Source organism: Bacillus sp. SIMBA_154 (genome assembly GCF_046536015.1).
Lineage (GTDB): Bacteria > Bacillota > Bacilli > Bacillales > Bacillaceae > Bacillus > Bacillus pumilus_P.
Genome location: NZ_JAWJBV010000001.1, coordinates 136,431 through 161,830 on the forward strand (window position 1 = coordinate 136,431; position 25,400 = coordinate 161,830).

Here is a 25,400-nt window from a genome sequence, read left to right on the forward strand (position 1 = left end):
ACAAAAAGAGGTGTCAAATGAGTGTTAGCAGAACTAACCATTAAAAACTTTGCAATCATTGAAGAGTTAACGGTTTCATTTGAAAAAGGACTCACGGTTCTAACAGGGGAAACAGGTGCCGGAAAATCTATCTTGATTGACGCTGTCTCACTTCTTGTCGGGGGAAGAGGATCATCTGAATTTGTTCGTTACGGTGAAAAAAAAGCAGAGCTGGAAGGGCTTTTTCTTGTGCCGGCAGATCATCCTGTATTTGACCTATGCGAAGAGCAAGGAATTGATGCATCGGATGAAATGATGATTCTTCGCCGTGATATGAATCAAAGCGGGAAGAGCATCTGCCGCATTAATGGCAAGCTTGTCACGATCTCTCTTCTGAGAGAAGTAGGACGGCTTTTGCTCGATATACATGGACAGCACGATAATCAGCTGTTGATGGAGGATGAAAACCATTTGCATTTGCTTGATCAATTTGGGGCAGAAGAAATTGTACCTGCTTTATCACAATACCATGAAGCGTATGATCAATATACCAAGACAGCTCAAAAGCTAAAACAGCTGTCAGAAAATGAGCAGGAAATGGTGCACCGTTTAGACTTACTGCAATTTCAGCTGGAAGAGATTGAAGCGGCCCAATTAGAGCTGGGAGAAGATGAGAAGCTTCAGGAAGAACGTCATCAAATCAGCAACTACGAAAAAATTTATTCCTCGCTTCAAAACGCGTATAACGCCCTGCGCAATGAGCAAGGAGGGCTTGATTGGGTTGGGATGGCTTCAAGCGAGCTAGAGCAGGTTTCTGAGATCAATGATGATCTAAAAAAGCTTTCTGAGCAAGTTTCGAACTCCTATTACTTATTAGAGGATTCTACCTTCCAAATGCGCAGCATGCTGGATCAGTTAGAATTCGACCCGGCGCGTCTTGACTTTATTGAGTCTAGGCTGAATGAAATGAAGCAGTTAAAGCGAAAGTATGGCGCAACGGTTGGAGAAATCTTGGAGTATGCGGCTAAGATTGAAGAAGAAATAGATCAAATCCAAAATCGAGACAGCCACCTGCAAACGCTCAAAAACAAACTGGATGCAATGAGCCGCGATGCACTGCTGGAAGCACTCAACGTGTCAGAGCTTCGTGAAAAATGGGCCAAAAAGCTAGCGAAGCAAATCCAAGCAGAGTTAAAGGATTTGTATATGGAGAAATCATCCTTTGATACGGCTTTTGCCATTCGCTATGCGCCCTTTGGCAGCACGGACTGCCCCCTTTTAGACGGAAAACCTGTCCAGCTCGGAAAAAACGGAATAGACCAAGCACAATTTGTCATTTCTACAAATCCAGGCGAACCGATGAAATCTTTATCAAAAGTAGCCTCCGGTGGAGAAATTTCACGTGTCATGCTGGCAGTGAAGAGTATTTTCTCAGCCAAACAAGAAGTCACATCCATTATTTTCGATGAGGTTGATACAGGCGTCAGCGGCAGGGTCGCACAGGCCATTGCCGAAAAAATTTATAAAGTAGCGGCAGGATCACAAGTGCTCTGCATCACACATCTGCCCCAAGTAGCTGCAATGGCTGATACCCATCTTTTCATTTCTAAACGCTCTAAAGCCGGCAGAACACTAACGAATGTCAAATCATTAAGTCATGAAGAAAAAGTGAGTGAAATTGGCCGGATGATTGCAGGTGTGGAAGTCACTGAGCTGACAAAACAGCATGCAAAAGAATTATTGCACCAAGCAAATGATGTCAAAACGACAGGGTAGCTGAATGACCAGCTGCCTTTTTTATGTTGTCTAAAATTCGCTGTATATACGCATGAAATCGTCTTTTTCTTTTATCAATTTATCCAATCATTTTCTACATGTGCCAGTTATAAATCCTCGCGAAGAAGGCAAAAGTATAGATGTAGCCAAAACATTAGTGTTCTGGTGTGGGTAAGGAGCGAGGAGAGTGAAAAATGAATGCCCGAAAAGATGAGAAAAGCCATTGGTGTGATTCTCCTTGTTTCTTTAATAAGTACAGGGTTTATGAGCATAGTGAAGGAATATATCAGCATTCCAACAAAAGTTGCTGTATTTGAAAAAGAAAAGCACTCAATTGAGACATCGATTGAAGCCTCAGCCAATACTTCTTCACCAGCCTTTAGTCTTTCAGAGAAAAAGAATCAGCTTGAAGTAACCGGACAAAAGGCGGGGAAAGCCGAAATTGTTTATGATTTTAAAGGATTTCCTATTAAGAAAACAAAAGTCGATGTTCTCCCTGAATTAAAAGTCATTCCTGGAGGACAATCCATTGGCGTCAAGCTCCACTCTGTCGGAGTTCTCGTTGTAGGTTTTCATCAAATCACAACAGCAGACGGCAAAAAATCGCCAGGTGAAGCCGCAGGCATTCAATCAGGGGATATGATCATTCAAATAAATGGTCAAAAGATGGAGAAAATGAATGACCTCACCCCATTTATTCAGAAAGCTGGGAAAACGGGTGAAACACTTCAATTACTCATAAAAAGAGATCATAAAACCTTTCAAACAACATTAACACCCGCAAAAGATGCAAGTGAAGGCACCTATCGAATTGGTCTTTACATTCGTGATTCCGCAGCAGGAATCGGAACGATGACCTTCTTTGAACCATCTTCTAAAAAATATGGTGCCCTTGGGCATGTGATTTCTGACATGGATACAAAAAAACCAATCGTTGTCGACAATGGTGAAATTGTCAGATCAACCGTCACATCGATTGAAAAAGGCACAGGAGGCAATCCTGGAGAAAAACTGGCGAGGTTTTCTTCCGAGCGAAAAACGATAGGTGATATCTCGCGCAATAGTCCATTCGGTATATTTGGTACATTAACCGAAAAGCTCGAAAATCATGTAGCGGACAAACCACTTCCAGTCGCTTTATCAAATGAAGTAAAAGAAGGTCCAGCAGAGATCTTAACCGTTGTGGACCATGATAAAGTGGAGAAGTTTGATATCAAAATCGTCAGCACAACACCGCAGAAATTCCCGGCCACAAAAGGGATGGTACTGAAGATAACAGATGAACGATTATTAAACAAAACGGGCGGAATTGTACAAGGAATGAGCGGAAGCCCCATCATCCAAAATGGCAAAGTCATTGGAGCTGTCACACACGTATTCGTCAATGACCCGACAAGCGGATACGGCGTACACATTGAATGGATGCTGTCAGAAGCAGGAATCAATCTTTATCAAAAAAACAAAAAAGCAAGCTGATCACAAACTGCCGCGAATCTTCCGGCAGTTTTTTTCTACCCTTTCTTTCTCTCCCGTCATGTTATAAAATAAGGAAAAAGAGATTTTTCGACAAAATGGAAAATAGTATGTTGTCAAATTGCAATAATCGTCGATTCGTTAAGAAAAACGTAGAAAAAGCTAGATAATGCTCTATTATTCGGAAAATTAAAGTTTTTTAAAGGGGATAGCATGGTTTTGTCGAATTGAACACTCAGAAGAGAAATGCAAAAGACTAAAGGAATCGACATTGGGGAGGAAAGAACGTGGAGAAAATTAAAGTGTGTGTAGCTGATGATAATCGAGAGCTTGTTGGCCTTTTGACAGAGTATATTGAGGGACAGGAAGATATGGAAGTACTTGGCGTGGCCTATAATGGTCAGGAATGTCTGACATTATTTAAAGATAAAGAGCCCGACGTTCTCCTCTTAGATATTATCATGCCTCATTTAGACGGTCTTGCTGTACTGGAACGACTCCGTGAAAACTCTGATATGACCAAGCAGCCAAGTGTGATTATGCTAACGGCATTCGGACAAGAAGATGTAACGAAAAAAGCAGTCGATTTGGGTGCATCCTATTTCATTTTAAAGCCATTTGATATGGAAAACCTAGTAGGTCATATTCGTCAAGTCAGTGGAAACGGCACACAAGTTACCCATCGATCTTCATCTATCCAAAACAGTGTCCTTCGTAACAAACCTGAACCGAAACGTAAAAACTTAGATGCGAGCATTACGACGATTATTCATGAAATTGGCGTGCCAGCTCATATTAAAGGGTATTTATACTTAAGAGAAGCGATTTCTATGGTGTACAATGATATTGAGCTTCTAGGCAGCATTACAAAAGTATTGTATCCAGACATCGCGAAGAAATTTAACACGACAGCCAGCAGGGTGGAACGAGCAATTCGTCATGCCATTGAAGTCGCCTGGAGCAGAGGAAACATCGATTCCATTTCATCACTCTTTGGTTACACAGTCAGCATGTCAAAAGCCAAACCGACCAATTCAGAATTTATTGCCATGGTGGCTGATCGTCTGCGTTTAGAGCATAGAGCAAGCTAGTTCATTTCAGATGAAAAAACGTTTCTTCATTGAGGCGTTTTTTTATTTTTGAAAAAGATTGTAAAAAAATGGTTGTGTTGATAAAATCATCTTAATGTTTAAATTGGACAAACGGGCTGCTTTATTTTCAGAATAAAATGAAAAATAAAGCATGAAAGAAATCGAAAAGACATAAAGTAGTGGTAATCAGCTACGCCAAACAATCGATGTAGAAGAAGAAAACGCTCATTCGTAAGAAAAAGGATGAGAGGAAAAGGTCTTATGGAATTGGTAAATAAAGCAAATGAGATCGAAATTTCTATTTCTATTGACCTGATTGGTTGGCGTTTTAAAGTCACTGGCTTCTTAGAGATTGTGCCATTTGAACTGAATATTCCCATTGTCGAATTTAATAATTTTCACATTCTTTTACTATGCTATAATAATGAAAAGAAGAGGGTGAGGTTATGGGAAAGCTGAAAATCCACTCTGCTGAGGTAGCGAACGAAATTAGCAAGTGGACGAGGGTCATTTCTCAGAATGACCTAGAAAAATCTGCTGTCTATAAAGAGAAAATTCTGAATTTGCTAAAAAATACAGATGAAGACCGCGAAGTTCTCCTTTATTATCAGCTTGTTGACGGCAGACATGAAATGTTACTTGGAAATATTGAAAAAGCCAATCAAATTATGAAAACTGTCGGAACGCTGGATGAGAAAGCAGATGACATTATTAATTTTTATTTTTATTTTTACAAAGGCCAATACGCCGCGTATGTAAAGAAGTATGACGAAGCCATTAGTTTTTACAAAATTGCAGAACAGCGGCTAAAACGAGTGAATGAAGATCTGGAAGTGGGAACTTTTCACCATAAGGTCGCTTCTATCTATTACGAACTGAAACAAAATTTCATTTCCATTAATCATATTAAAAAAGCCATCGATACGTTCAAAGCGCATGAAGAATATACAGCTCAGGCGATTGACAGCTTAATTTTACATGCCAGCAATTGTATTGATTTGTTCCAATTTGATGAAGCAGAGGATAAATATCAAGAGGCACTTGAAAAAAGTAAGCGCATTAACAATGAAGTGCTGATTGGGAAATGCTATCACAATTTAGCGGTCCTTTATTATGCAAAGCCTGATTATGAAAAAAGCGCACAATATGCAAAAAAAGGAATGGGCATTCAAATTCACCGCGACAATAGCCATTATTACATCCAATCTTTATATGTTCTGGCAAATGCCTTAGTTCATCTAGGAGATCAAGAGGCGAAAGAATATATCAAAGAGGGCATTCAGTATAGCTGCGATATCCAAAATAATGAATATATAGTAAAATTTGAAATTTTAGATTTAATGTGCGAAAATAGTGGAGCAGCAGACGTATTCTCTGAAAAATTAGACTACATAGAAAAAAATAGATTATATGTGGAGCTTGAGGATTTGTCTGAACAAATATCGAAATACTTCAAGGAACGAAATGACTATCAAAATGCCATTCGTTTTCTTGAAAAGAAATTCGATGCACAAATACTTCAAAAGAAAGTGGAGGTTATCTTATGAAAAAGTTGTTGTTAGGTGTAACAGTCGTTACAGCAGTCGCAGTTGTTTCTTCCCTTTTTGCTCTCGACGCAGAGATGACAGAGCAAGCCATCAGAGCGATTACGTGATCGAATTTATCTTTCAACCTCTTCGCACTTAAAAGAAGAGGTTTTTTTATGTGCCCAAACTGGAAAAAATGAAAAAGACCCGTCATAATGAAGGTAAGCATCATATTTAGAGGTGACATATGACGAAAATTTTCGCACACAGAGGCTATAAAGGAATCTATCCTGAAAACACAATGATCGCCTTTGAGCATGCACTCCATTCTGGAGCTGACGGTATTGAGCTTGATGTTCAGTTGACCAAAGACGGCAGACTGGCTGTCATTCACGATGAGAAGCTGAACCGAACGACGAATATGAAAGGTTTAGTGAAAGACCATACATATGAAGAGTTAAAAGCAGGAGATGCAAGTCATTCTTTCTATGAAGAAACAGGTGCTGTGTCCATTCCCCTTTTAGAGGAAGTATTGGAGCTAGTTACGCAGCAATCATCATTGATCATCAATATTGAGCTGAAAAACTCCATTTATCGATATCCAGGGATCGAAGAGAAAGTAAAAGAGCAAATCGAACACTTTCAAATTGAGGATCGTGTACTTGTCTCATCCTTTCATCACGGCAGTTTAGCTCTTTTCCACAAGCTGATGCCGCAAATTGAACTTGCGGTACTTACGATGGATGTGATTCATCAGCCCGAGATGTACTTAAAAACAATACCGGCAAGGGGATACCATCCAAATATGAAGGGGGCTGGGGTAACGAAAGAGGTCGTGTCGGCTCTCCATGCTGATAAGCAAGTGATCAGGCCGTTTACAGTAAACAGTGAGAAGCAGATGCGAAACATGTTCTCCTTAGGCGTCGATGGGATTTTTACTGACTTTCCTGACCGAGCGGTGAAATTAAGAGAAGATATGAAATAAAGACCTGCTATCATCAGCGGGTCTTTTTTCGTGTTTATCTTTGCTTAAAGCGAGAAGTCACTTTATTACGTTTACGGTCTCTATATAAAATAAACCCAGCTACAACATAAAGACCTCCCCCTAAAAATAACAACCCTGCAATTCCTTGCAGCCATAAAAATGGAAATGGTGCAATGGTGATGCCAAAAACAGTGTCACGCAGCAGCTTAATCCCAAGTGCTGCAAAAGCGCCAGGTATTAAAATAATCACTAATGCAAGTATTCTCCCCATCAAATGTCCCCTTAATCGTCATTTACTTCCATTGTCTAATTCAAAAAATATTTTGTCAAGAAAGGAAAACGTGGTAATATAAGAGTTGTGCAATTTTTTGCAACGGAAAAATATGGTGTGCAAATTTTTTCATACAAAGGGGTAACGGGATGCAGAGAGTCTTGATTGTCGGTGCAGGACAGGGTGGATCAGCATTGCTTGAAACATTGCTGAAAACAAATATGATTCAAATCATCGCGATCGCTGACCTTGATCTTGGGGCACCGGGGATGGTAGAAGCGAAAAAGAATGGAATTGATACGACAACGGATTGGAAAGAATACATAAAAGATGACATTGATATCATCATTGAAACAACTGGCCGTTCTGCTGTGTTAAAGGAACTGATTGAAAAAAAACCAGAGCATACTGTCATTGTTCCAAGTTCGATGGCATACGTCATATCGGAATTAATGTCAGAAAAGCAACAGCTTATTCAAATACTAAAGGAACAAACCTATAAACATGACCGCATTTTCAATGCAACGAATGATGGCATGATTTTTATTAATATGGATGAAGAAGTGGTCCTATTTAATCGATCGGCTGCCAAAATGGTGGGACGTTCACAAAAAGATGCGATTGGCCGTCACATTCGAGAAGTGATTCCAAATACAAAACTTCCCGACATTTTAAGGTCAAGAGAGCCAGAATTTAACCAAAAACAATTTTTGAATCAGCAAATTCAAATTGTTACTACGCGTCTGCCGATTATTGATGACGCAGGGAGAATGCTCGGCGCTTTATCCATCTTTAAAGATATTACAGATGCGGTTGAGCTTGCAGAGGAAGTCACGAACCTCAAAGAAGTGCGAACGATGCTTGAGGCCATCATTCAATCATCAGATGAAGCCATATCGGTTGTCGATGAGCAAGGAAAAGGGATCTTAATTAACCGTGCTTATACGAAAATGACCGGTTTAACGGACAAAGAGATTGTGGGTAAACCAGCAGGTGCAGATATTTCTGAAGGTGAAAGCATGCACTTGAAGGTTCTTGAAACAAGAAGACCTGTTCGAGGCGTCAGAATGAAAGTCGGACCAAACAAAAAAGATGTGATCGTCAACGTAGCGCCAGTCATCGTTGATGGCATCCTCAAGGGCAGTGTCGGGGTCATTCACGACGTATCAGAAATTCAATCACTCACAAATGAATTAAATAAAGCAAGGCAGCTTATCCGGACACTAGAGGCCAAGTACACGTTTGAAGACATTATTGGAGAAAGTGAGCAAATGCTTGTGGCACTTGAGCAGGCAAAGCTAGGTGCAAAAACACCGGCTACCATTTTACTCCGAGGAGAATCAGGTACTGGGAAAGAGCTGTTTGCGCACGCCATACACAATGAAAGTGACCGGAAATATAACCGCTTCGTACGGGTTAACTGTGCGGCCTTATCGGAGACCCTTTTAGAGTCAGAACTTTTTGGCTACGAGGAAGGAGCGTTTTCTGGTGCAAGGCGCGGCGGGAAAAAAGGGCTATTTGAAGAAGCGAATCACGGCAGCATCTTTTTAGACGAAATTGGTGAAATGTCCCCAAGTACTCAAGCGAAATTACTTCGCGTCATGCAGGAGAAAGAAATTGTGAGAGTAGGCGGAACAAAAGCCATACCGGTGGATGTGCGTGTGATCACGGCAACAAATGTCAATATTGAAAAAGCGATGGCGGAAGGGAAGTTCAGAGAGGATTTATATTATCGGATGAACAGATACCCGATCTCCATCCCCCCGCTTAGGCAGCGTCTTGAAGATATTGACTCATTAAGCAAACGTCTCATCCAGAAGATCAATTTAGACTATGGACGGAATGTGAGTGGTTTAACAGAACATGCACTTAATAGACTTCGTTCATACAGCTGGCCAGGCAACGTGAGAGAGCTTGAAAATGTGCTTGGACGAGCTATGATCTTTTTGAACCCGCAAGAAGAATGGATTGATGAAGGGCATATTGCATTCATGGAATCGGAAAAGCATGAAGAAAAAGAGCAGGAACTTGCTGTCAGCCAATTTGAGGGTGAGACGCTTTCGGACGCCGTTGAAGCATTTGAAGCGCAGCTAATTAAACAAACCCTTGAAAAGCATCAATTCAATCGTACCAAAACAGCGAAAACGTTAGGGATCAGCATTCGAAACCTTTACTATAAAATGGATAAATATCAGCTTGCAAAAGATAGCATGCAATAACATGCATGTTACCTGCAAAAAAATGCACGTATTTATCGGGAAATGGTTCATTTACCTCGCGTTTCACGCTGGCACGGAACTTGCATAAAGAAAAGATGAACCGAGCACAAGGAAAGGTGGGCATGTATGAAGCTGGACGATCTGATTATCAAAGCCTCGCAGCTGCAGAATAAAACAGCGGCTGTGGCTCATGCAGAAGACGAAGAAGTGCTTCATGCCATCAATATGGCAATTGAACGAAAGGTCGCTCGCTTCCTGCTGGTTGGGAACAAACGCAACCTGAAGGAGCGAGTCAAACAGCATGAAATCAATGAAGACTGGATAGATATTATTCATTCTGATTCACCCGAAGAATCTGCCAAAATCGCTGTACAGGCAGTAAGTGAGAAGCATGCAGATATTTTGATGAAGGGGAATGTCCCGACAGCAATTCTTTTAAAAGCGGTACTGAATAAAGAATACGGACTTCGAACAGCGAGTGTCCTATCACATGTCGCGGCCTTCGAAGTGCCAGGCTTTGACCGTTTTATCTATGTAACAGATTCTGCGATGAACATCGCGCCAGATTTAAATATGCTGAAAGAAATTACGATCAATTCTGTTCAAGTAGCACATGCTGTCGGAAACGACATGCCAAAGGTTGCGGTGTTATCTGCGGTAGAGGTAGTCAACCCAGCAATGGATTCGACGCTGACTGCTGCAAGTCTTGCCCAAATGAATCGAAGAGGTCAAATTTCTGGCTGCCTCATTGATGGGCCGCTTGCTTTAGATAATGCCATTTCTCAAACGGCGGCTTCTCATAAAAATATTACGAGTGATGTAGCTGGCCATGCAGATATTTTGCTTGTGCCAACAATTGAAGCAGGCAACATCCTTTATAAATCTCTCATCTACTTTGCGCATGCAAAGGTTGGGGCTGTAGTGGCAGGAGCGAAGGCGCCGATCGCTTTAACAAGCCGGTCTGATTCAGCCGAAAGTAAGCTCTATTCAATTGCACTTGCTATCTGTACATCAAATTAAGCGGAAGTATTAGGAGGAATAGACAATGGAACTTTTTAAATATATGGAACGATACGATTATGAACAGCTTGTATTTTGTCAGGATGAGCAGTCGGGCTTAAAGGCCATTATTGCGATTCATGATACAACACTTGGGCCGGCACTAGGCGGAACGAGAATGTGGACGTATGAAAACGAAGAAGCAGCCATCGAAGATGCTTTGCGTCTAGCAAGAGGGATGACTTATAAAAATGCGGCAGCAGGGCTTAATCTTGGCGGCGGGAAAACAGTCATCATCGGTGATCCGAGAAAAGACAAGAATGAAGAAATGTTCCGTGCGTTTGGACGTTACATTCAAGGGCTGAATGGCCGCTATATCACAGCTGAAGATGTCGGAACAACTGTAGAAGATATGGATCTTATCCATGAAGAAACAGACTTTGTTACAGGCATCTCTCCTGCGTTTGGTTCTTCCGGGAACCCATCTCCTGTCACAGCTTATGGTGTATATAAAGGGATGAAAGCAGCTGCTAAAGCTGCTTTCGGGACGGATTCATTAGAAGGAAAAACGATTGCCGTCCAAGGTGTTGGAAATGTGGCCTACAATCTGTGTAAACATCTACATGAAGAAGGCGCACAGCTGATTGTGACAGATATCAACAAAGACTCTGTTCAGCGAGCGGTAGAAGACTTCGGTGCAAAAGCTGTAGACCCTGACGATATTTATGATCAAGCATGTGATATTTATGCGCCGTGTGCACTAGGTGCAACCATTAACGATATGACGATTCCTAAACTAAAGGCAAAAGTCATTGCAGGTGCAGCGAATAATCAGCTAAGAGAAACTCATCACGGGGATCTTATTCATGAAATGGGCATTGTGTATGCACCTGATTATGTCATCAATGCAGGTGGTGTGATTAACGTTGCTGATGAGCTTTACGGTTATAATGCTGATCGTGCAATGAAAAAAGTCGAAGGCATTTACCAAAATATTGAGCGTGTCATTGAAATTTCAAACCGTGATGCCATTCCAACCTATAAAGCGGCAGACCGATTGGCTGAAGAGCGAATTGAAAGAATGCGCAAATCAAGAAGTCAATTCTTGCAAAATGGTCAACATATTTTAAGTCGTCGCTAATTTGAAGAATGAGTTGAAACGGAGGTTTTGTTTTTGCAAACAAAAGAATGGCGTATTCTCACGATTAATCCTGGCTCTACTTCAACAAAAATCGGTGTGTTTCATAATGAACGGTCCATCTTTGAAACGACACTAAGACATACAGATGAGGAATTAAAGCAGTTTCCTCATATCATTGATCAATTTTCATTTCGTAAGGAAACAATTCTGAAAACCCTGCATGAACAGGGGATGAACATCTCAAAGTTTGATGCAGTTTGTGCACGCGGCGGTCTTCTTCGCCCAATTGAAGGAGGCACATATGAAGTAAATGAGCAAATGGTCGAGGACCTAAAAGCAGGGTATGCCGGACAGCATGCGTCCAACCTAGGCGGTATCATTGCACGAGAAATTGCACTCGGCCTGAATATCCCAGCTTTTATTGTCGATCCAGTTGTAGTGGATGAACTAAAGCCAATTGCTCGTATTTCAGGGCTGCCAACGATTGAGAGAAAAAGCATTTTTCATGCCTTGAATCAAAAGGCGGTCGCAAGAAAAACAGCCGCTTCGTTTGGAAAGCGTTACGAAGATTTGAACATGATCATTACGCATATGGGCGGCGGTATCACAATTGGTGTACATGAAAAAGGAAAGGTCATTGATGTCAATAACGGGCTTCATGGCGAAGGCCCTTTTAGCCCAGAGCGGGCAGGTACGCTTCCAACCGGTGACCTCGTCAACCTTTGCTTTTCTGGTGAATACTCGCAAGAGGAAATGCTCAAGCGCATTATTGGTGAAGGTGGTCTTGCGGGCTATCTCGGCACGACAGATGCTGTCAAAGTAGAGCGCATCATTGAAGCAGGAGATGAACGTGCAGCGCTTATTTATGAAGCGATGTGCTATCAAATCGCAAAGGAAATTGGTGCAGCTAGTGCGGTTTTGAAAGGAGCAGTTGACGTCATTGTGTTAACAGGCGGCCTTGCGTACAGCAAACAAATTACGTCAAGTATTAGAGGGTACATTGACTGGATTTCAGATGTCGTTGTCTATCCAGGTGAAAACGAATTGCAATCCTTAGCAGAAGGTGCACTTCGTATTTTAAAAGAAGAAGAATCACCGAAAGAATACCCAAATGATCAAAGGACAAAGAAAGGAGTGACAAGTCATGGCAACTGAATATGACCTCGTCATTCTTGGTGGAGGCACAGGCGGCTATGTAGCGGCCATCCGTGCCTCGCAGCTTGGATTGAAAACAGCAGTCGTAGAAAAATCACAGCTTGGAGGAACATGTCTTCATAAAGGCTGTATTCCGTCTAAAGCGCTGCTCAGAAGTGCAGAAGTTTATCAAACGGTTAAACGTGCGGCCGATTTCGGCGTGGAGGCAAGTGGTATCGCCTTACAATTTGCAAATGTGCAGAAAAGAAAAGCAGAGATTGTAGAAAAACTAGCAGGCGGCGTTAAACACTTAATGAAGCAAGGAAAAATTGATGTATACGAAGGGCTTGGTCGTATACTTGGCCCATCTATCTTTTCGCCAATGCCAGGAACCATCTCTGTAGAAATGGCGAATGGGGATGAAAATGAAATGCTGATTCCAAAGCAGGTCATCATTGCGACAGGTTCACGACCGCGCGTGCTGCCTGGGCTTGAAGCAGACGGAACGCACATCCTGACATCAGATGATGCACTTGAACTGCAAGAGCTGCCTCAGTCGATACTGATTGTCGGCGGCGGGGTGATCGGGATCGAGTGGGCAGCCATGCTGAATGATTTTGGGGTGAAAGTCACTGTAATCGAGTATGCAGATCGCATTTTGCCAACAGAAGATCAAGACATTTCTAAAGAAATGGAAAAGCTTTTATCTAAAAAAGGTATCACCTTTGTTACAAATGCGAAGGTACTGCCAGATACAATACAAAAGCAAGAGAATTTCGTCAAGATTCAAGCGGAAAAGGACGGAGACATTCAGTTGTTTGAAGCGGAAAAACTCCTTCTTTCAGTCGGCCGAGTACCAAATATTGAAGGTATAGGGCTCGAAAATACGGAGATCCAAACAGAAAAGCATGGCATTGTCGTGAATGAACATTATCAAACGAAGGAATCACATATTTACGCGATAGGAGATGTAATTGGCGGGCTTCAGCTGGCACATGTGGCTTCACACGAAGGCATGATTGCCGTGGAACATATGGCCGGAAAAGAACCGAAGCCGCTCGATGAAACGCTCGTGTCTAAATGTGTTTACTCTCACCCAGAAACCGCTAGTGTTGGACTCACTGAACAATCGGCAAAAGACCAAGGGTATGAAGTGAAGATTGGGAAATTCCCTTTCATGGCGATTGGAAAAGCTCTTGTGTTTGGGGAGTCTGATGGATTTGTCAAAATCATTGCCGATCAAAAAACAGATGATATCTTAGGGATTCATATGATTGGTCCTCATGTAACAGATATGATATCTGAAGCTGGATTAGCCAAAGTACTTGATGCAACGCCGTGGGAAGTGGGGCAAACAATTCACCCGCACCCAACTTTGTCAGAGGCGATTGGCGAGGCAGCACTTGCTGTTGACGGTAAGGCGATCCATTTTTAATCAAGGAGGGAAACATGATGAGTAACATGCGTCATCAGGAATTAGGATTATCAGATGAACAAGCAATTGACATATATAAAACAATGCTGCTAGCAAGAAAAATCGATGAACGGATGTGGCTGTTAAACCGTTCTGGGAAAATTCCATTCGTGATTTCTTGTCAAGGGCAGGAAGCGCAGCAAGTCGGAGCAGCCTTTGCGCTCAATAGAGAAGAAGATTATGTATTACCTTACTATCGCGATATGGGGATTGTCCTGGCATTTGGGATGACAGCGAAAGATTTAATGATGTCTGGTTTCGCAAAAAAAGACGATCCAAACTCAGGCGGAAGACAGATGCCGGGTCATTTTGGACAAAAATCAAACCGAATTGTGACCGGATCTTCACCTGTCACAACGCAGGTTCCTCATGCGGTGGGGATCGCACTTGCTGGACGTTTAGAGAAGAAAAACTTTGTCAGCTTTGTCACGTTCGGTGAAGGCTCTTCAAACCAAGGTGATTTTCACGAAGGAGCCAACTTTGCTGCTGTGCATAAACTGCCTGTTATTTTCATGTGTGAAAACAATAAGTACGCAATTTCCGTTCCATACGACAAACAAGTGGCATGTGAACGCATTTCAGATCGTGCGATTGGATACGGAATGCCTGGCATCACCGTAGATGGAAATGATCCGCTTGAAGTATATGCAGCTGTCAAAGAAGCGAGAGATCGTGCGGCGAGAGGCGAAGGCCCAACATTGATTGAAGCTATTTCTTACCGTTTAACTGCGCATTCAAGTGATGACGATGATTCAAGCTATCGAGAAAAAGAAGAAGTGCTCGAAGCGAGAAAGAAAGATCCGCTCATCCAATATGAAACGTATTTAATCGAAGGTAACGTCATGACTTCTGAAATGAAAGAAGAGATGACAAAAGAAATCATGCAAATCGTAAACGAAGCCACTGATGAAGCGGAAAACGCAGCTTATGCTGAAGCAGAAAGCGCACTTCGTTACGTGTATGCGGAGTAAGGGGGAAGAAAAATGCCTGTTATGTCATATATAGACGCCATTACACTGGCGATGAAAGAAGAAATGCAGCGAGACCCGAAAGTGTTTGTGCTCGGAGAGGATGTCGGGAAAAAAGGCGGCGTATTTAAAGCGACAGCGGGTCTTTACGAGCAATTTGGAGAAGCGCGCGTGATGGATACACCACTTGCAGAATCAGCCATTGCTGGTGTAGGTATTGGGGCAGCGATGTATGGAATGCGCCCGATTGCAGAGATGCAATTTGCCGATTTCATTATGCCTGCTATCAACCAAATCATTTCTGAGGCTGCAAAAATTAGATACCGCTCAAATAATGATTGGAGCTGTCCAATGGTCATCCGTGCACCTTATGGCGGCGGTGTTCATGGAGCGCTTTATCATTCACAATCGGTCGAAGCGATTTTTGCCAATCAGCCGGGCTTAAAGATTGTGATGCCTTCTACACCTTATGATGTAAAAGGTCTTTTAAAGGCCGCAGTGCGTGATCCAGATCCTGTATTGTTCTTTGAACACAAACGTGCATACCGTCTCATTAAAGGAGAAGTGCCTGAAGAGGATTATACACTTCCTATTGGAAAAGCAGATGTGAAACGTGAAGGCGATGATATCACGGTCATTACATATGGCCTATGTGTTCATTTTGCGCTGCAAGCAGCAGACCGCCTTGCAAAAGACGGAATTTCCGCTCATATTCTCGATTTGCGAACAGTATACCCGCTTGATCAGGAAGCGATTATTGAAGCGGCATCAAAAACGGGCAAAGTTCTTCTTTTAACGGAAGATACAAAAGAGGGAAGCATTATGAGTGAGGTTGCGGCGATCATTTCGGAGCATTGCTTATTTGATTTAGATGCACCTATTAAACGTCTAGCAGGACCTGATATCCCGCCAATGCCATATGCCCCGACAATGGAGAAATTCTTCATGGTCAATCCGGATAAGGTAGAAGCTGAAATGAGAGAGCTAGCAGCGTTTTAAGAAAGAGGAGGGTTCCAAGTGGCAATTGAACAAATGAAAATGCCTCAGCTAGGTGAAAGTGTAACAGAAGGAACCATTAGCAAATGGCTCGTTTCACCTGGCGATCAAGTGAATAAATACGATCCTATTGCGGAAGTGATGACGGATAAAGTGAACGCAGAGGTCCCGTCATCCTTTACAGGAACGATTACAAAGCTATCGGCTGAGGAAGGAGAAACACTTCAAGTAGGAGAAGTGTTTTGTGAAATTGAAGTAGAAGGCAGCACGCAGCAGAGTGCAAAAGAAGAAGCGGCACCTGAGCAAAGCGAAGCGCCTGAAGCGGATCAAACAAAAGTGGATCAAAGTCAAAAGAAGCGTTACTCTCCAGCAGTCCTTCGTTTAGCAGATGAGCATGGAATTGATTTAGCGGCTGTTCAAGGAACAGGAGCAGGCGGCCGAATCACAAGAAAAGATTTGCTTCAGCTCATCGAGGGTGGAGGCGTAAAAGAAAAGGCAGCACCTGTCAGTTCAGGAGTGGTCCAAACAGAGCCTCCGCAGCCGTCAAAAGCAAAAGATGCTCCTTCCATCTCTTCAATGCCTGGTGATGTCGAGCTGCCCGTCACGCCGATCCGACAGGCGATTGCAGCAAATATGCTGAGAAGCAAACATGAAATTCCGCATGCATGGACGATGATGGAAGTTGATGTGACAAACCTTGTGACAAGAAGAAATCAGCTAAAGGACCAATTTAAAGCAAAAGAAGGCTTTAATTTGACGTTCTTTGCATTCTTTGTCAAAGCAGTGGCTCAGGGCTTAAAGGAATTCCCTGAAATGAACAGCATGTGGGCTGGAGATAAAATTGTTCAAAAGAAAGCGATCAATGTTTCGATTGCTGTCGCTACAGATGACGCTCTTTTTGTTCCAGTGATTAAGGATGCTGATGAAAAGACCATTAAGGGCATCGCCAAAGAAATTCATGAGCTTGCTTCCAAGGTAAGAAAAGGAACGCTGAAGCAAAGTGACATGGAAGGTGGCACCTTCACCGTAAACAATACGGGATCATTTGGTTCCATACAATCAATGGGAATCATTAATTACCCGCAAGCGGCCATTTTGCAAGTAGAATCGATCGTGAAGCGTCCAATGATTGTGAGTGGAATGATTGCGGCAAGAGACATGGTGAACCTTTGTCTCTCATTAGATCACAGAGTACTTGATGGTCTTGTGTGCGGCAGATTCCTTCAAAGAATTAAACAAATCCTTGAAGGCATCGACGAGCAGACATCAGTCTATTAAAACCCATTTTAATTTCCCCCTCCCGATCATGAGAGGGGGATTTCCACATCAATGAGAAAGGAGCGATGATATGTCCGGACTAGATTTTTTTGCTTTTTTAACGATTGGCCTCATGTTTATTACAGCGATTGCGTTCACTTTTCTTCGGTATATTTCCAAATCACGGAATCATCCTGAAAGATTACTACTCATCATATCCATCGTTTCGATCATTCAAATTGCGTACTGCTTGCTACTTGTAGGTGGATTTAAAGGAGCAGCAAATAGCTTTTTAGGGTTTTCACTTCTTTTAGGCACACTGCTTGGGTATGCACTTGAATATTTATACAGACGCTACATTAAAAAAACGCCCGAATCTAAATGATCTCGGGCGCTTTTTTTATTCTGCTGGAACAATAAAGGTCAAATGCTGCTTTAATACTTCGAGGGAAGTGGGGGCTGTCATGTATACTTCACCATCTGTATCTGCATCCATTTCCTGTTTTGTATGGATATGAACGCGGGACGCTTGTATGAGAGACAGGTCGCCTGTAAAATCCTCTAGCTCTTCTCGGTTCATTGAAAATATCTCTTTTAAAGCAGAGAAACTAGTACTTCTGCAAATTAAAATTTCGGCTTTTCCATCATCAAATGCTGCATTTGGCAAATCAATTTTATTTGTACCGATAAATTGTCCGTTCATCACAAGCACGATCACAGCTTCCTCTTCCCAGTTTTCCTCTTCGGTTTCAATGCGTACGTGAAAAGGGTCTGTTTGCTGAAGGGTTCGAAGAGCGCTTGTGAAGTAGCTGATTTTGCCGAGTACGGCTTTTTCCTTGTCATTAATATTATTAGAGGTATCTGCAATAAGCCCGATTCCCCAAAAGTTTAAAAGGTATCGATCTTCTGCTTTGATTAAGTCGACCTTTTTTCGGGCGCCATCTACAATCATTTGAGCAGCTTTTGGCATTTGTTGAGGTATGCCTAGCGTTCTAGAAAAATCATTGCATGTCCCGCCAGGCAATATCGCTACAGCAGGTCTTTTTGCTAAACCGCCGATTCCGTTTATACATTCATGGACGGTTCCATCCCCTCCTAATATAATCAGCAATTCAACCGTTTCATCTATCCTGCGGCAGAAATGATACGCATCATTTGGTTGTTTTGTCGGTTTAAGGATGAGTTCATCAATATGTAGAGAAAGAAGGGGCACTGTTTGACCTAGCGTTTTTTCCATGTTTTTTTGTCCAGCATTTCCATTATAAATAAGCATCGCTTTTTTGAATTGTGCCATCACGCAGTTCTCCCTTTCATTTCTTTATCATCACTTTTCCCCAACTTCACAGCTCATAAACGATGTTTGGAAAAAGTGAATGGGGAGAGACAACACATTTGCCCGCCGGCGTTTTCCTTGATATGATGTAGTTAAAATGGTTTGGTACGTAGAAGGAGTGGACGGAAATGAATATTGATTTTAATTTATTTATGAATGATATTGTGAAACAAGCGAGAGAAGAGATCAAGCAGGCAGGGTACACGGAACTGACAACAGCTGAAGAAGTAGACGAAGCACTAACGAAAAAAGGCACGGCACTTGTGATGGTGAATTCAGTATGCGGCTGTGCTGGCGGTATTGCAAGGCCAGCTGCTGGCTATTCTGTTCATTACGATAAGCGTCCAGATCAATTGCTCACAGTGTTTGCTGGACAGGACAAAGAGGCAACGGCAAGAGCACGTGAATACTTTGAAGGCTTCCCGCCGTCTTCACCATCATTTGCACTACTAAAGGATGGTAAGATCATCAAAATGGTAGAGCGTCATGAAATTGAGGGACACGAACCAATGGAAGTTGTGTCAAAACTTCAAGCCGCTTTCGATGAGCATTGCGAAGAAATATAAAATGTACCTTTTGAATGAATAAATATGAAGCAGGTCGGTCTTTTGATCGGTCTGTTTTTTTGTTTTATAAGACAATTGAATCAAAACAATTTTAGCAAAATACTATTGCATCTTAAAAAGAAAGTGTTTAAAATACATTATAGTGAATAAATATTCAAATCTACACATGAGTTTAAATACTGGGAGGCATCATCATATGAAAAAGTGGTTATTATTACTTATGACAGCTGGTCTTGCAGCTGCCCTAGCAGCATGCGGAACTTCTTCTAATAATTCAAACGCATCAGGAGACGACAAAACACTCATCATGGCGACATCAGCAGATTATCCGCCATTTGAATCAAAAGATGGCGATAAAGTTGTCGGTTTCGATGTAGATCTTGCAACAGCACTAGCGAAAAAGAACGTCTACAAGCTAGAAATTCAAGATATGGACTTTGCAAGCCTTGTATCAGCACTTAAAACAAACAAAGCTGATATTGTCCTTGCAGGAATGACACCTACAGAAAAACGTAAAAAACAAGTTGATTTCTCTGATGTCTATTACAATGCTGAAAACTTGGTTGTATCAAAGAGATCTAGCGGAATGAAAGCAGAGAAAGATTTAAAAGACAAAACAGTCGGCGTTCAATTAGGTTCTATTCAACAGGATGAAGCAAACGGTTTGCAAAAGAAATATAACTTAACAGTGGAAGATCGTAATAAAATCTCTGATATCATTCAGGAGATCAAAGCAGGCCGCTTTGATGCAGCGATTATTGAAGATAAAGTAGCTGCTGGTTACTTAAAAAAGGAAAAAGAATTTCAAGCATTTGGATTGAATAGCTCAAACGAAGGGTCAGCCATTGCTTTCAAAAAAAATAGTGACTTAACAGCGAAATTCAATAAATCTTTAAAAGAAATGAAGGATAATGGCGAACTTGATCAATTGATTAAAAAATGGTTTGCTGATGAAAAATAATGCAGGAATAGGATCAGCGTCATTCATGAAAATCAAGTAGTAAGCGCTGAAAAGTTCAACATGTGTTGAACTTTTTCCTGTTTATTCTTTGATTTCGTATGAAGGCAAAAAAAGGAGAATATCATGATGGATTTTAAAGATGTAATACCTCAAATGCCCTTTATTTTAGAAGGTCTTAAGGTCACGCTTTCTATTGTAGTGGTGTCACTTTTTCTTGGTTTTATCTTAGGAATTTTATTAACACTCTGCAAAATTAGTGTATTTAAGCCGCTCATTTGGCTTGCAGATTTTTATACGTCAATCTTCCGAGGCACACCGCTTGTGCTTCAGCTTCTGATTATCTATTTTGGTCTGCCTCAGCTACTTGGCTTTCAAATCGATCAATACTGGGCTGCTGTAGCGGCATTTTCACTCAACTCGGCGGCATACGTATCTGAAATTATTCGAGCTGGTATTAATGCCATTGATAAAGGTCAAAAAGAAGCGGCCGTTGCTTTAGGCATCCCTTATGCTAAAATGATGAAGGACTTATTGCTTCCGCAAGCATTCAAAAATATTTCACCTGCACTTGTGAACGAAACGATTACACTGACAAAAGAATCAGCGATTGTCACAGTCATTGGACTGGGCGATGTCATGAGACGAGCCTACCAAGCAGGTGCCGTCACGTATAATTATCTTGAACCGCTTATTTTTGCGGGTCTCATCTATTATGTCATCGTGCTTGTTCTCACCTTTGTCGGCAAATCGGTGGAAAGGAAGTTAAAATCAAATGATTAAAATAGAGAAGCTCACAAAATCTTTTGGCAAAAATGAAGTACTAAAAGGAATCGACACCACCATTAAAGAAGGGGAAGTAGTCGCGGTCATTGGTCCATCTGGTTCAGGAAAATCGACGTTCCTTCGCTGCATCAACTTACTTGAAAAGCCGACTTCCGGTGTCATTACGATTAAGGATACGGAGATTACAAATCCAAAAACAAATGCACTAAAAGTACGTGAGAACATTGGAATGGTGTTTCAGCATTTCCACCTGTTCCCGCATAAAACCGTGCTGGAAAATATTACGTATGCACCAATGAACGTGAAGAATCAATCGAAGGAAGACAGTATCAAACAAGCCGAGGATCTGTTAAAAAAGGTAGGGCTTTTAGAGAAAAAAGATGATTTCCCGAACCGCTTGTCCGGTGGTCAAAAGCAGCGTGTGGCCATTGCACGTGCGCTTGCGATGACACCAGACATTATGCTGTTTGACGAACCAACTTCTGCACTTGATCCTGAAATGGTGAAGGAAGTATTAGAGGTCATGAAAGAGCTGGCTCAATCAGGAATGACGCTCATGATCGTCACACATGAAATGGGCTTTGCAAAAGAAGTGGCTGACCGCGTCATCTTTATGGATGACGGGAAAATTGTGGAGGATGCGAACCCTGTGCAATTTTTTGAATCACCGTCTTCACAGCGTGCGCAAGACTTTCTGCAAAAAATATTATAAAGAAAAAAGAGAAGGAGACTTAACATCTTCTTCTTTTTTTGATTATAATGGGGAAAGTAAAAAAAGTTCATCATTTCACAAAAGTGAATGGAAACAAGACAGAAAAGAGTGAATCACATCATGTTTAAAATCGGCTACCGAACGCTGAAAACAGCATTAGGAACAGCTATAGCCATTTATATTGCACAAATGCTTGGCTTGGAAAATTATTCAGCTGCCGGGATTATTACGATCCTTTGCATTCAAGTGACGAAAAAAAGGTCACTGATAGCATCAGGCGCCCGGTTTGCCGCATGCAGTCTCGCCATCTTATTTTCTTATTTATTTTTCGATCTGATTGGTTATCATCCTTTCGTTATTGGTCTAATGCTGCTCGTCTTTATTCCGACAACCGTTTTGCTCAGAATGAAAGAAGGGATTGTCACAAGCTCTGTGATCATTCTTCATTTGTACATGTCTGGCGGGATTACCCTTCAGCTCATCTGGAATGAGCTGCTGCTGATCACAATTGGTGTTGGGGTAGCCCTCATTATGAACCTGTATATGCCAAGTGTCGATAAAAAGCTCAAACGATACAGTGAACAAATTGAAGCCAATTTTGCGAAAATCTTTGAAGAAATCGAGCAATACTTAATGACAGGGAAACAAGACTGGACAGGGAAAGAAATACCAGAAACACACCAATTGATCAAAGAAGCGAAAGCTCTCGCATATCGTGATGTTGAAAACCATGTGCTAAGGCATGAAAATCTGTATTATCATTATTTCAACATGAGACAAAAGCAATTTGAAATCATTGAGCGCGTTCTTCCGAAAATTACGTCTATTTCCATCACAACGGAGCATGGGCAAATTATTGCAGAATACGTCAGAGACTTGCGCGAACATATTCACCCAGGTAACACGGCGCATAAGTTTTTAAGACGCTTGGTTGATATGAAAGAAGAGTTCGATGGCCTCCCGCTTCCGCAAACACGAGAAGAATTTGAGGCAAGAGCCGCACTCTTTCATTTCCTCGGGGAAATGGAACAATATTTAGTGCTGAAAAGCTATTTTAAAGGCATGAAAGAATAGAGACGCATGAGTTCCTCCTTCATTGGTCAATCTAATGAAAAAAGGAGGAGCCTATGCGTCTTTTATTTTATATCGTGCTGACCATGTCCCTTTCGCCTATTTGGCCGCTTGGACAGAACCCGCTTCCCGGAGACCCATTTGTCATTATTAATAAACAAACGAATGAACTTGCCTTTATTGATCAAGGAAAAATCCAAAACGTATATCCTGCCTCTACAGGGAAAACAGTTGAGTTAACGCCAGAAGGTGAATTTACCATTATGATTAAAGCGAAAGATCCTTATTACAGAAGAAAGAATATTGAAGGCGGTGCGAAGAATAATCCTCTTGGCCGAAGGTGGATTGGATTTGATGCACGAGGGACAGATGGAAGAACCTATGGGATTCATGGAACAAGCGACGAAACATCGATAGGGAAATTTATCACGGCAGGCTGTGTGAGACTTCATAATCAAGATGTAGAACGACTGTTTGACCAGCTTCCAATTGGAACAAAGGTGTGGATTACAAAATCAAGCGATTCATTTGAAAAGCTAGCCAAAGACAAACAGGCCATTCGTTGATCGAACGAACCACCTGCTTGTCTGCTTTTATCAAAACCTTATAAAAAGGTTGCCGCTCCTGCTAATAGTGAAGAAATTAACAGCAAGCTAATCATGAGCAATACCATAAATTTCATGAATTTCTGAGACATATCGCACCCCTATTACGGAAGATTTTTGCGACGAGCGCACCTTTCTTTATTCTAGCTCGTTTTTTCGTACGCGACAAGTGATCAACAAAGGAAGTGAACAAATGAACCAAATCGATCATATCGCCATTGCTGTCTTTTCTATTAAAGAAACAAGTCAAACGCTTCATCAGCTGTTTAACTGGCAATTTTCAGACATACAAGAAATTCCTGAACAAGAGATTAAGGCGTCCTTCGCTTCACTTGGTGACCTGCACATTGAATTGATTGAACCGATGGCAGATCATAGCAAATTACATACCTTCTTAACAAAAAGAGGAGAGGGTCTTCATCATATCGCATTAAAGTCAGATGACATTCAGGCTGATCTTAGCCATCTTGATCACTTAGACGTGCAGCTTTTTCAAAAAACAGCACAAATGGGTGCCAGCGGAAAGCGTATCGCGTTTATTTCACCAAAAGAAACATCCGGTGTGTTAGTTGAATTGTGTGAGCCCTTGAAAGGAGAGAAATATGGCGATGAATGAATCGTTCAATGACTTGTCCGAATGGCGAGAGAAGGCTTTAAAGGGCGGTGGTGAAAAACGATTAGCGGCCCACCGAAACAAAGGAAAGCTGACTGTTCGTCAGCGGCTGCATGACCTTCTTGACCAGCACAGCTTGATGGAAATTCAGCCATTTGCAAAAGGTCACAGGTCAGAGCATGTAGGTGACGGCGTCGTCATTGGAACGGGACTCATTCATGGAAGGCCCGTATGTGTTTATGCACAAGATGCGACCGTATATGGGGGCTCGTTAGGCGAAATGCATGCCAAAAAAATTGCCTCTTTAATGGATCTGGCGGCTAAAAATCAAATGCCTATCATCGGTCTAAAAGACTCAGGTGGTGCGAGAATTCAAGAGGGTGTGGTATCATTAGAAGGATACGGTCAGATTTTTAAACGAAACGTGTTGTACTCTGGTCAAATCCCGCAAATATCCGTTATTTTAGGCGCATGTGCTGGAGGTGCAGTTTATTCTCCTGCATTGACTGATTTTGTCTTCATGACGGAGCAAACAGCCCATATGTTTTTAACTGGTCCGAAAGTCTTAGAAAAGGCAACAGGAGAAACGGTCTGTCCTGACCGGCTTGGCGGTGCAAGTGTTCAGCATCAGACAAGCGGGAATGTGCACTATACTGGGAAAGATGAGAGAGACGTGTTAAAAGCGGTTCGAACTCTTTTAACGTACATACCAACGAAACAACAGGCTGTCATTCATAGAGAGGCACGAAAGTATGATGCCATCGATCCAGGCGACATCTTGCCAAAGGATCCATCACGCACCTATGATGTCAAACAAGTGGTGACAGCGATAACGGATCACGGCTCATTCTTTGAAACGCAGCCTTGTTTCTCGAAAAATATCGTCACAGGTTTTGCCAGATTACAAGGGTCTTCGATTGGTCTTGTCGCCAATCAGCCAAAGGTGCTGGCAGGAAGCCTTGATCTTGATGCTGCTGATAAAGCGGCCAGGTTTATTCGGTTTTGCGATGCGTTTCATATTCCCATCTTAACTCTTGTGGACGTTCCTGGGTTTTTACCAGGGGAGAAAGCCGAGCATGCGGGAATTATTCGGCACGGCGCGAAGCTTTTATATGCGTACGCAGAGGCGACAGTTCCAAAAATCACCGTGATTTTAAGAAAGGCGTTTGGCGGTGCATATGTCGCTATGAATAGTAAGGGCTTAGGCGCTGACTTTGTTTATGCATGGCCAGAGGCAGAAATTGATGTCATGGGAAAAACGTTCGCAGACGAAATTGTTCATCCTGCTTCGCGGGAGTTTGACAAAGAACCGAGTGTATTGAAAGCGGCTCAGTCAGGACTGGTAGACGATATTTTAACGCCAGCTGAAACGAGAGAGCGATTGATTCGCTCATTTGACCTGCTTCGCAGTAAAGAAGAAGATAGACCGTTAAAAAAGCATGGCAACATGCCGCTATAAGAGGAGGA

At 42.0% G+C, this 25,400-nt stretch carries 26 protein-coding genes; 23 read left to right on the forward strand and 3 right to left on the reverse strand.

The window, feature by feature from the left end; genetic code table 11:
* Positions 1-21: 21 nt before the first annotated feature.
* The 6 genes from recN (at position 22) to R0K30_RS00825 (ending at position 6,830) form a co-directional block, all read left to right on the forward strand.
* Positions 22-1,755 carry a DNA repair protein RecN gene (gene recN, locus R0K30_RS00800; RefSeq protein ID WP_410608591.1) on the forward strand — a complete coding sequence of 578 codons (1,734 nt, stop codon included), beginning with the start codon at positions 22-24 and terminating at the stop codon, positions 1,753-1,755.
* Between the two features lie 198 nt (positions 1,756-1,953).
* Positions 1,954-3,231 (forward strand): SpoIVB peptidase, encoded by a 1,278-nt coding sequence (gene spoIVB / locus R0K30_RS00805; RefSeq protein ID WP_099726690.1) that lies wholly within the window; start codon positions 1,954-1,956, stop codon positions 3,229-3,231.
* A gap of 284 nt (positions 3,232-3,515) precedes the next feature.
* Positions 3,516-4,319, forward strand: a complete 804-nt coding sequence (gene spo0A, locus R0K30_RS00810) for a sporulation transcription factor Spo0A (RefSeq protein ID WP_034319717.1) — start codon at positions 3,516-3,518, stop codon at positions 4,317-4,319.
* Positions 4,320-4,580: 261 nt separating this feature from the next.
* Entirely contained in the window at positions 4,581-4,778 is a 198-nt protein-coding gene (locus R0K30_RS00815; protein WP_410608594.1) for a hypothetical protein, read from the forward strand.
* The gene (locus tag R0K30_RS00820) at positions 4,766-5,866 is read left to right on the forward strand and encodes a Rap family tetratricopeptide repeat protein (RefSeq protein WP_099726692.1); all 1,101 of its coding nucleotides are present in this window, start codon (positions 4,766-4,768) and stop codon (positions 5,864-5,866) included. Before R0K30_RS00815 ends, R0K30_RS00820 begins: the two co-directional genes overlap by 13 nt.
* A 226-nt stretch (positions 5,867-6,092) precedes the next feature.
* Positions 6,093-6,830, forward strand: a complete 738-nt coding sequence (locus R0K30_RS00825) for a glycerophosphodiester phosphodiesterase (protein WP_410608596.1) — start codon at positions 6,093-6,095, stop codon at positions 6,828-6,830.
* Positions 6,831-6,864: 34 nt separating this feature from the next.
* Here the strand turns inward: R0K30_RS00825 and R0K30_RS00830 are convergent, their stop codons facing one another.
* The gene (locus R0K30_RS00830; RefSeq protein ID WP_230030371.1) at positions 6,865-7,101 is read right to left on the reverse strand and encodes a DUF2627 domain-containing protein; all 237 of its coding nucleotides are present in this window, start codon (positions 7,099-7,101) and stop codon (positions 6,865-6,867) included.
* Positions 7,102-7,250: 149 nt separating this feature from the next.
* Between R0K30_RS00830 and R0K30_RS00835 the strand changes: the two genes are divergently transcribed.
* The 9 genes from R0K30_RS00835 (at position 7,251) to R0K30_RS00875 (ending at position 17,674) form a co-directional block, all read left to right on the forward strand.
* Entirely contained in the window at positions 7,251-9,320 is a 2,070-nt protein-coding gene (locus R0K30_RS00835) for a sigma-54 interaction domain-containing protein (protein ID WP_099726695.1), read from the forward strand.
* Between the two features lie 126 nt (positions 9,321-9,446).
* Positions 9,447-10,340 carry a phosphate butyryltransferase gene (yqiS, locus tag R0K30_RS00840; RefSeq protein WP_099726696.1) on the forward strand — a complete coding sequence of 298 codons (894 nt, stop codon included), beginning with the start codon at positions 9,447-9,449 and terminating at the stop codon, positions 10,338-10,340.
* 25 nt (positions 10,341-10,365) lie between these two features.
* Positions 10,366-11,460, forward strand: a complete 1,095-nt coding sequence (bcd, locus tag R0K30_RS00845; protein WP_249705708.1) for a branched-chain amino acid dehydrogenase — start codon at positions 10,366-10,368, stop codon at positions 11,458-11,460.
* Positions 11,461-11,493: 33 nt separating this feature from the next.
* Positions 11,494-12,615, forward strand: coding sequence for a butyrate kinase (gene buk / locus R0K30_RS00850; RefSeq protein ID WP_099726698.1), 1,122 nt, complete (start codon positions 11,494-11,496; stop codon positions 12,613-12,615).
* Positions 12,605-14,029 carry a dihydrolipoyl dehydrogenase gene (gene lpdA / locus R0K30_RS00855; protein ID WP_410608600.1) on the forward strand — a complete coding sequence of 475 codons (1,425 nt, stop codon included), beginning with the start codon at positions 12,605-12,607 and terminating at the stop codon, positions 14,027-14,029. The genes buk and lpdA overlap by 11 nt, the downstream gene beginning before the upstream one ends.
* A 17-nt stretch (positions 14,030-14,046) precedes the next feature.
* On the forward strand, positions 14,047-15,039 hold the full coding sequence (locus R0K30_RS00860) for a thiamine pyrophosphate-dependent dehydrogenase E1 component subunit alpha (protein ID WP_099726700.1): 993 nt from the start codon (positions 14,047-14,049) through the stop codon (positions 15,037-15,039).
* 12 nt (positions 15,040-15,051) lie between these two features.
* The gene (locus R0K30_RS00865; RefSeq protein ID WP_099726701.1) at positions 15,052-16,035 is read left to right on the forward strand and encodes an alpha-ketoacid dehydrogenase subunit beta; all 984 of its coding nucleotides are present in this window, start codon (positions 15,052-15,054) and stop codon (positions 16,033-16,035) included.
* An 18-nt stretch (positions 16,036-16,053) separates the two neighbouring features.
* Positions 16,054-17,310 (forward strand): dihydrolipoamide acetyltransferase family protein, encoded by a 1,257-nt coding sequence (locus tag R0K30_RS00870; protein WP_410608603.1) that lies wholly within the window; start codon positions 16,054-16,056, stop codon positions 17,308-17,310.
* 70 nt (positions 17,311-17,380) lie between these two features.
* Positions 17,381-17,674 carry a YesK family protein gene (locus R0K30_RS00875; RefSeq protein ID WP_099726703.1) on the forward strand — a complete coding sequence of 98 codons (294 nt, stop codon included), beginning with the start codon at positions 17,381-17,383 and terminating at the stop codon, positions 17,672-17,674.
* Positions 17,675-17,689: 15 nt separating this feature from the next.
* Here the strand turns inward: R0K30_RS00875 and R0K30_RS00880 are convergent, their stop codons facing one another.
* Entirely contained in the window at positions 17,690-18,583 is an 894-nt protein-coding gene (locus R0K30_RS00880) for a YegS/Rv2252/BmrU family lipid kinase (protein ID WP_099726704.1), read from the reverse strand.
* A 167-nt stretch (positions 18,584-18,750) separates the two neighbouring features.
* Between R0K30_RS00880 and R0K30_RS00885 the strand changes: the two genes are divergently transcribed.
* From R0K30_RS00885 to R0K30_RS00910, 6 genes are all read left to right on the forward strand, one after another.
* Entirely contained in the window at positions 18,751-19,188 is a 438-nt protein-coding gene (locus tag R0K30_RS00885; protein WP_099726705.1) for a BrxA/BrxB family bacilliredoxin, read from the forward strand.
* Positions 19,189-19,384: 196 nt separating this feature from the next.
* Positions 19,385-20,149, forward strand: a complete 765-nt coding sequence (locus R0K30_RS00890) for a transporter substrate-binding domain-containing protein (RefSeq protein ID WP_410608606.1) — start codon at positions 19,385-19,387, stop codon at positions 20,147-20,149.
* A gap of 126 nt (positions 20,150-20,275) precedes the next feature.
* Positions 20,276-20,929, forward strand: coding sequence for an arginine ABC transporter permease ArtQ (gene artQ, locus R0K30_RS00895; protein ID WP_008358556.1), 654 nt, complete (start codon positions 20,276-20,278; stop codon positions 20,927-20,929).
* The gene (artM, locus tag R0K30_RS00900) at positions 20,922-21,644 is read left to right on the forward strand and encodes an arginine ABC transporter ATP-binding protein ArtM (RefSeq protein ID WP_099726707.1); all 723 of its coding nucleotides are present in this window, start codon (positions 20,922-20,924) and stop codon (positions 21,642-21,644) included. Before artQ ends, artM begins: the two co-directional genes overlap by 8 nt.
* Before the next feature lie 120 nt (positions 21,645-21,764).
* Positions 21,765-22,718 (forward strand): aromatic acid exporter family protein, encoded by a 954-nt coding sequence (locus R0K30_RS00905; protein WP_410608609.1) that lies wholly within the window; start codon positions 21,765-21,767, stop codon positions 22,716-22,718.
* A gap of 53 nt (positions 22,719-22,771) precedes the next feature.
* On the forward strand, positions 22,772-23,281 hold the full coding sequence (locus R0K30_RS00910; RefSeq protein ID WP_099726709.1) for a L,D-transpeptidase: 510 nt from the start codon (positions 22,772-22,774) through the stop codon (positions 23,279-23,281).
* 38 nt (positions 23,282-23,319) lie between these two features.
* On the opposite strand, the gene prli42 is transcribed toward R0K30_RS00910, so the two are convergent.
* Positions 23,320-23,412 (reverse strand): stressosome-associated protein Prli42, encoded by a 93-nt coding sequence (gene prli42 / locus R0K30_RS00915; RefSeq protein WP_149865350.1) that lies wholly within the window; start codon positions 23,410-23,412, stop codon positions 23,320-23,322.
* A gap of 101 nt (positions 23,413-23,513) precedes the next feature.
* On the opposite strand from prli42, the gene mce reads away from it, so the two are divergent.
* Positions 23,514-23,936 carry a methylmalonyl-CoA epimerase gene (gene mce, locus R0K30_RS00920; RefSeq protein ID WP_099726710.1) on the forward strand — a complete coding sequence of 141 codons (423 nt, stop codon included), beginning with the start codon at positions 23,514-23,516 and terminating at the stop codon, positions 23,934-23,936.
* Positions 23,923-25,392: an acyl-CoA carboxylase subunit beta gene (locus tag R0K30_RS00925; RefSeq protein ID WP_180275485.1), complete on the forward strand. Its 1,470-nt coding sequence runs from the start codon at positions 23,923-23,925 to the stop codon at positions 25,390-25,392. Before mce ends, R0K30_RS00925 begins: the two co-directional genes overlap by 14 nt.
* Positions 25,393-25,400: the final 8 nt, after the last annotated feature.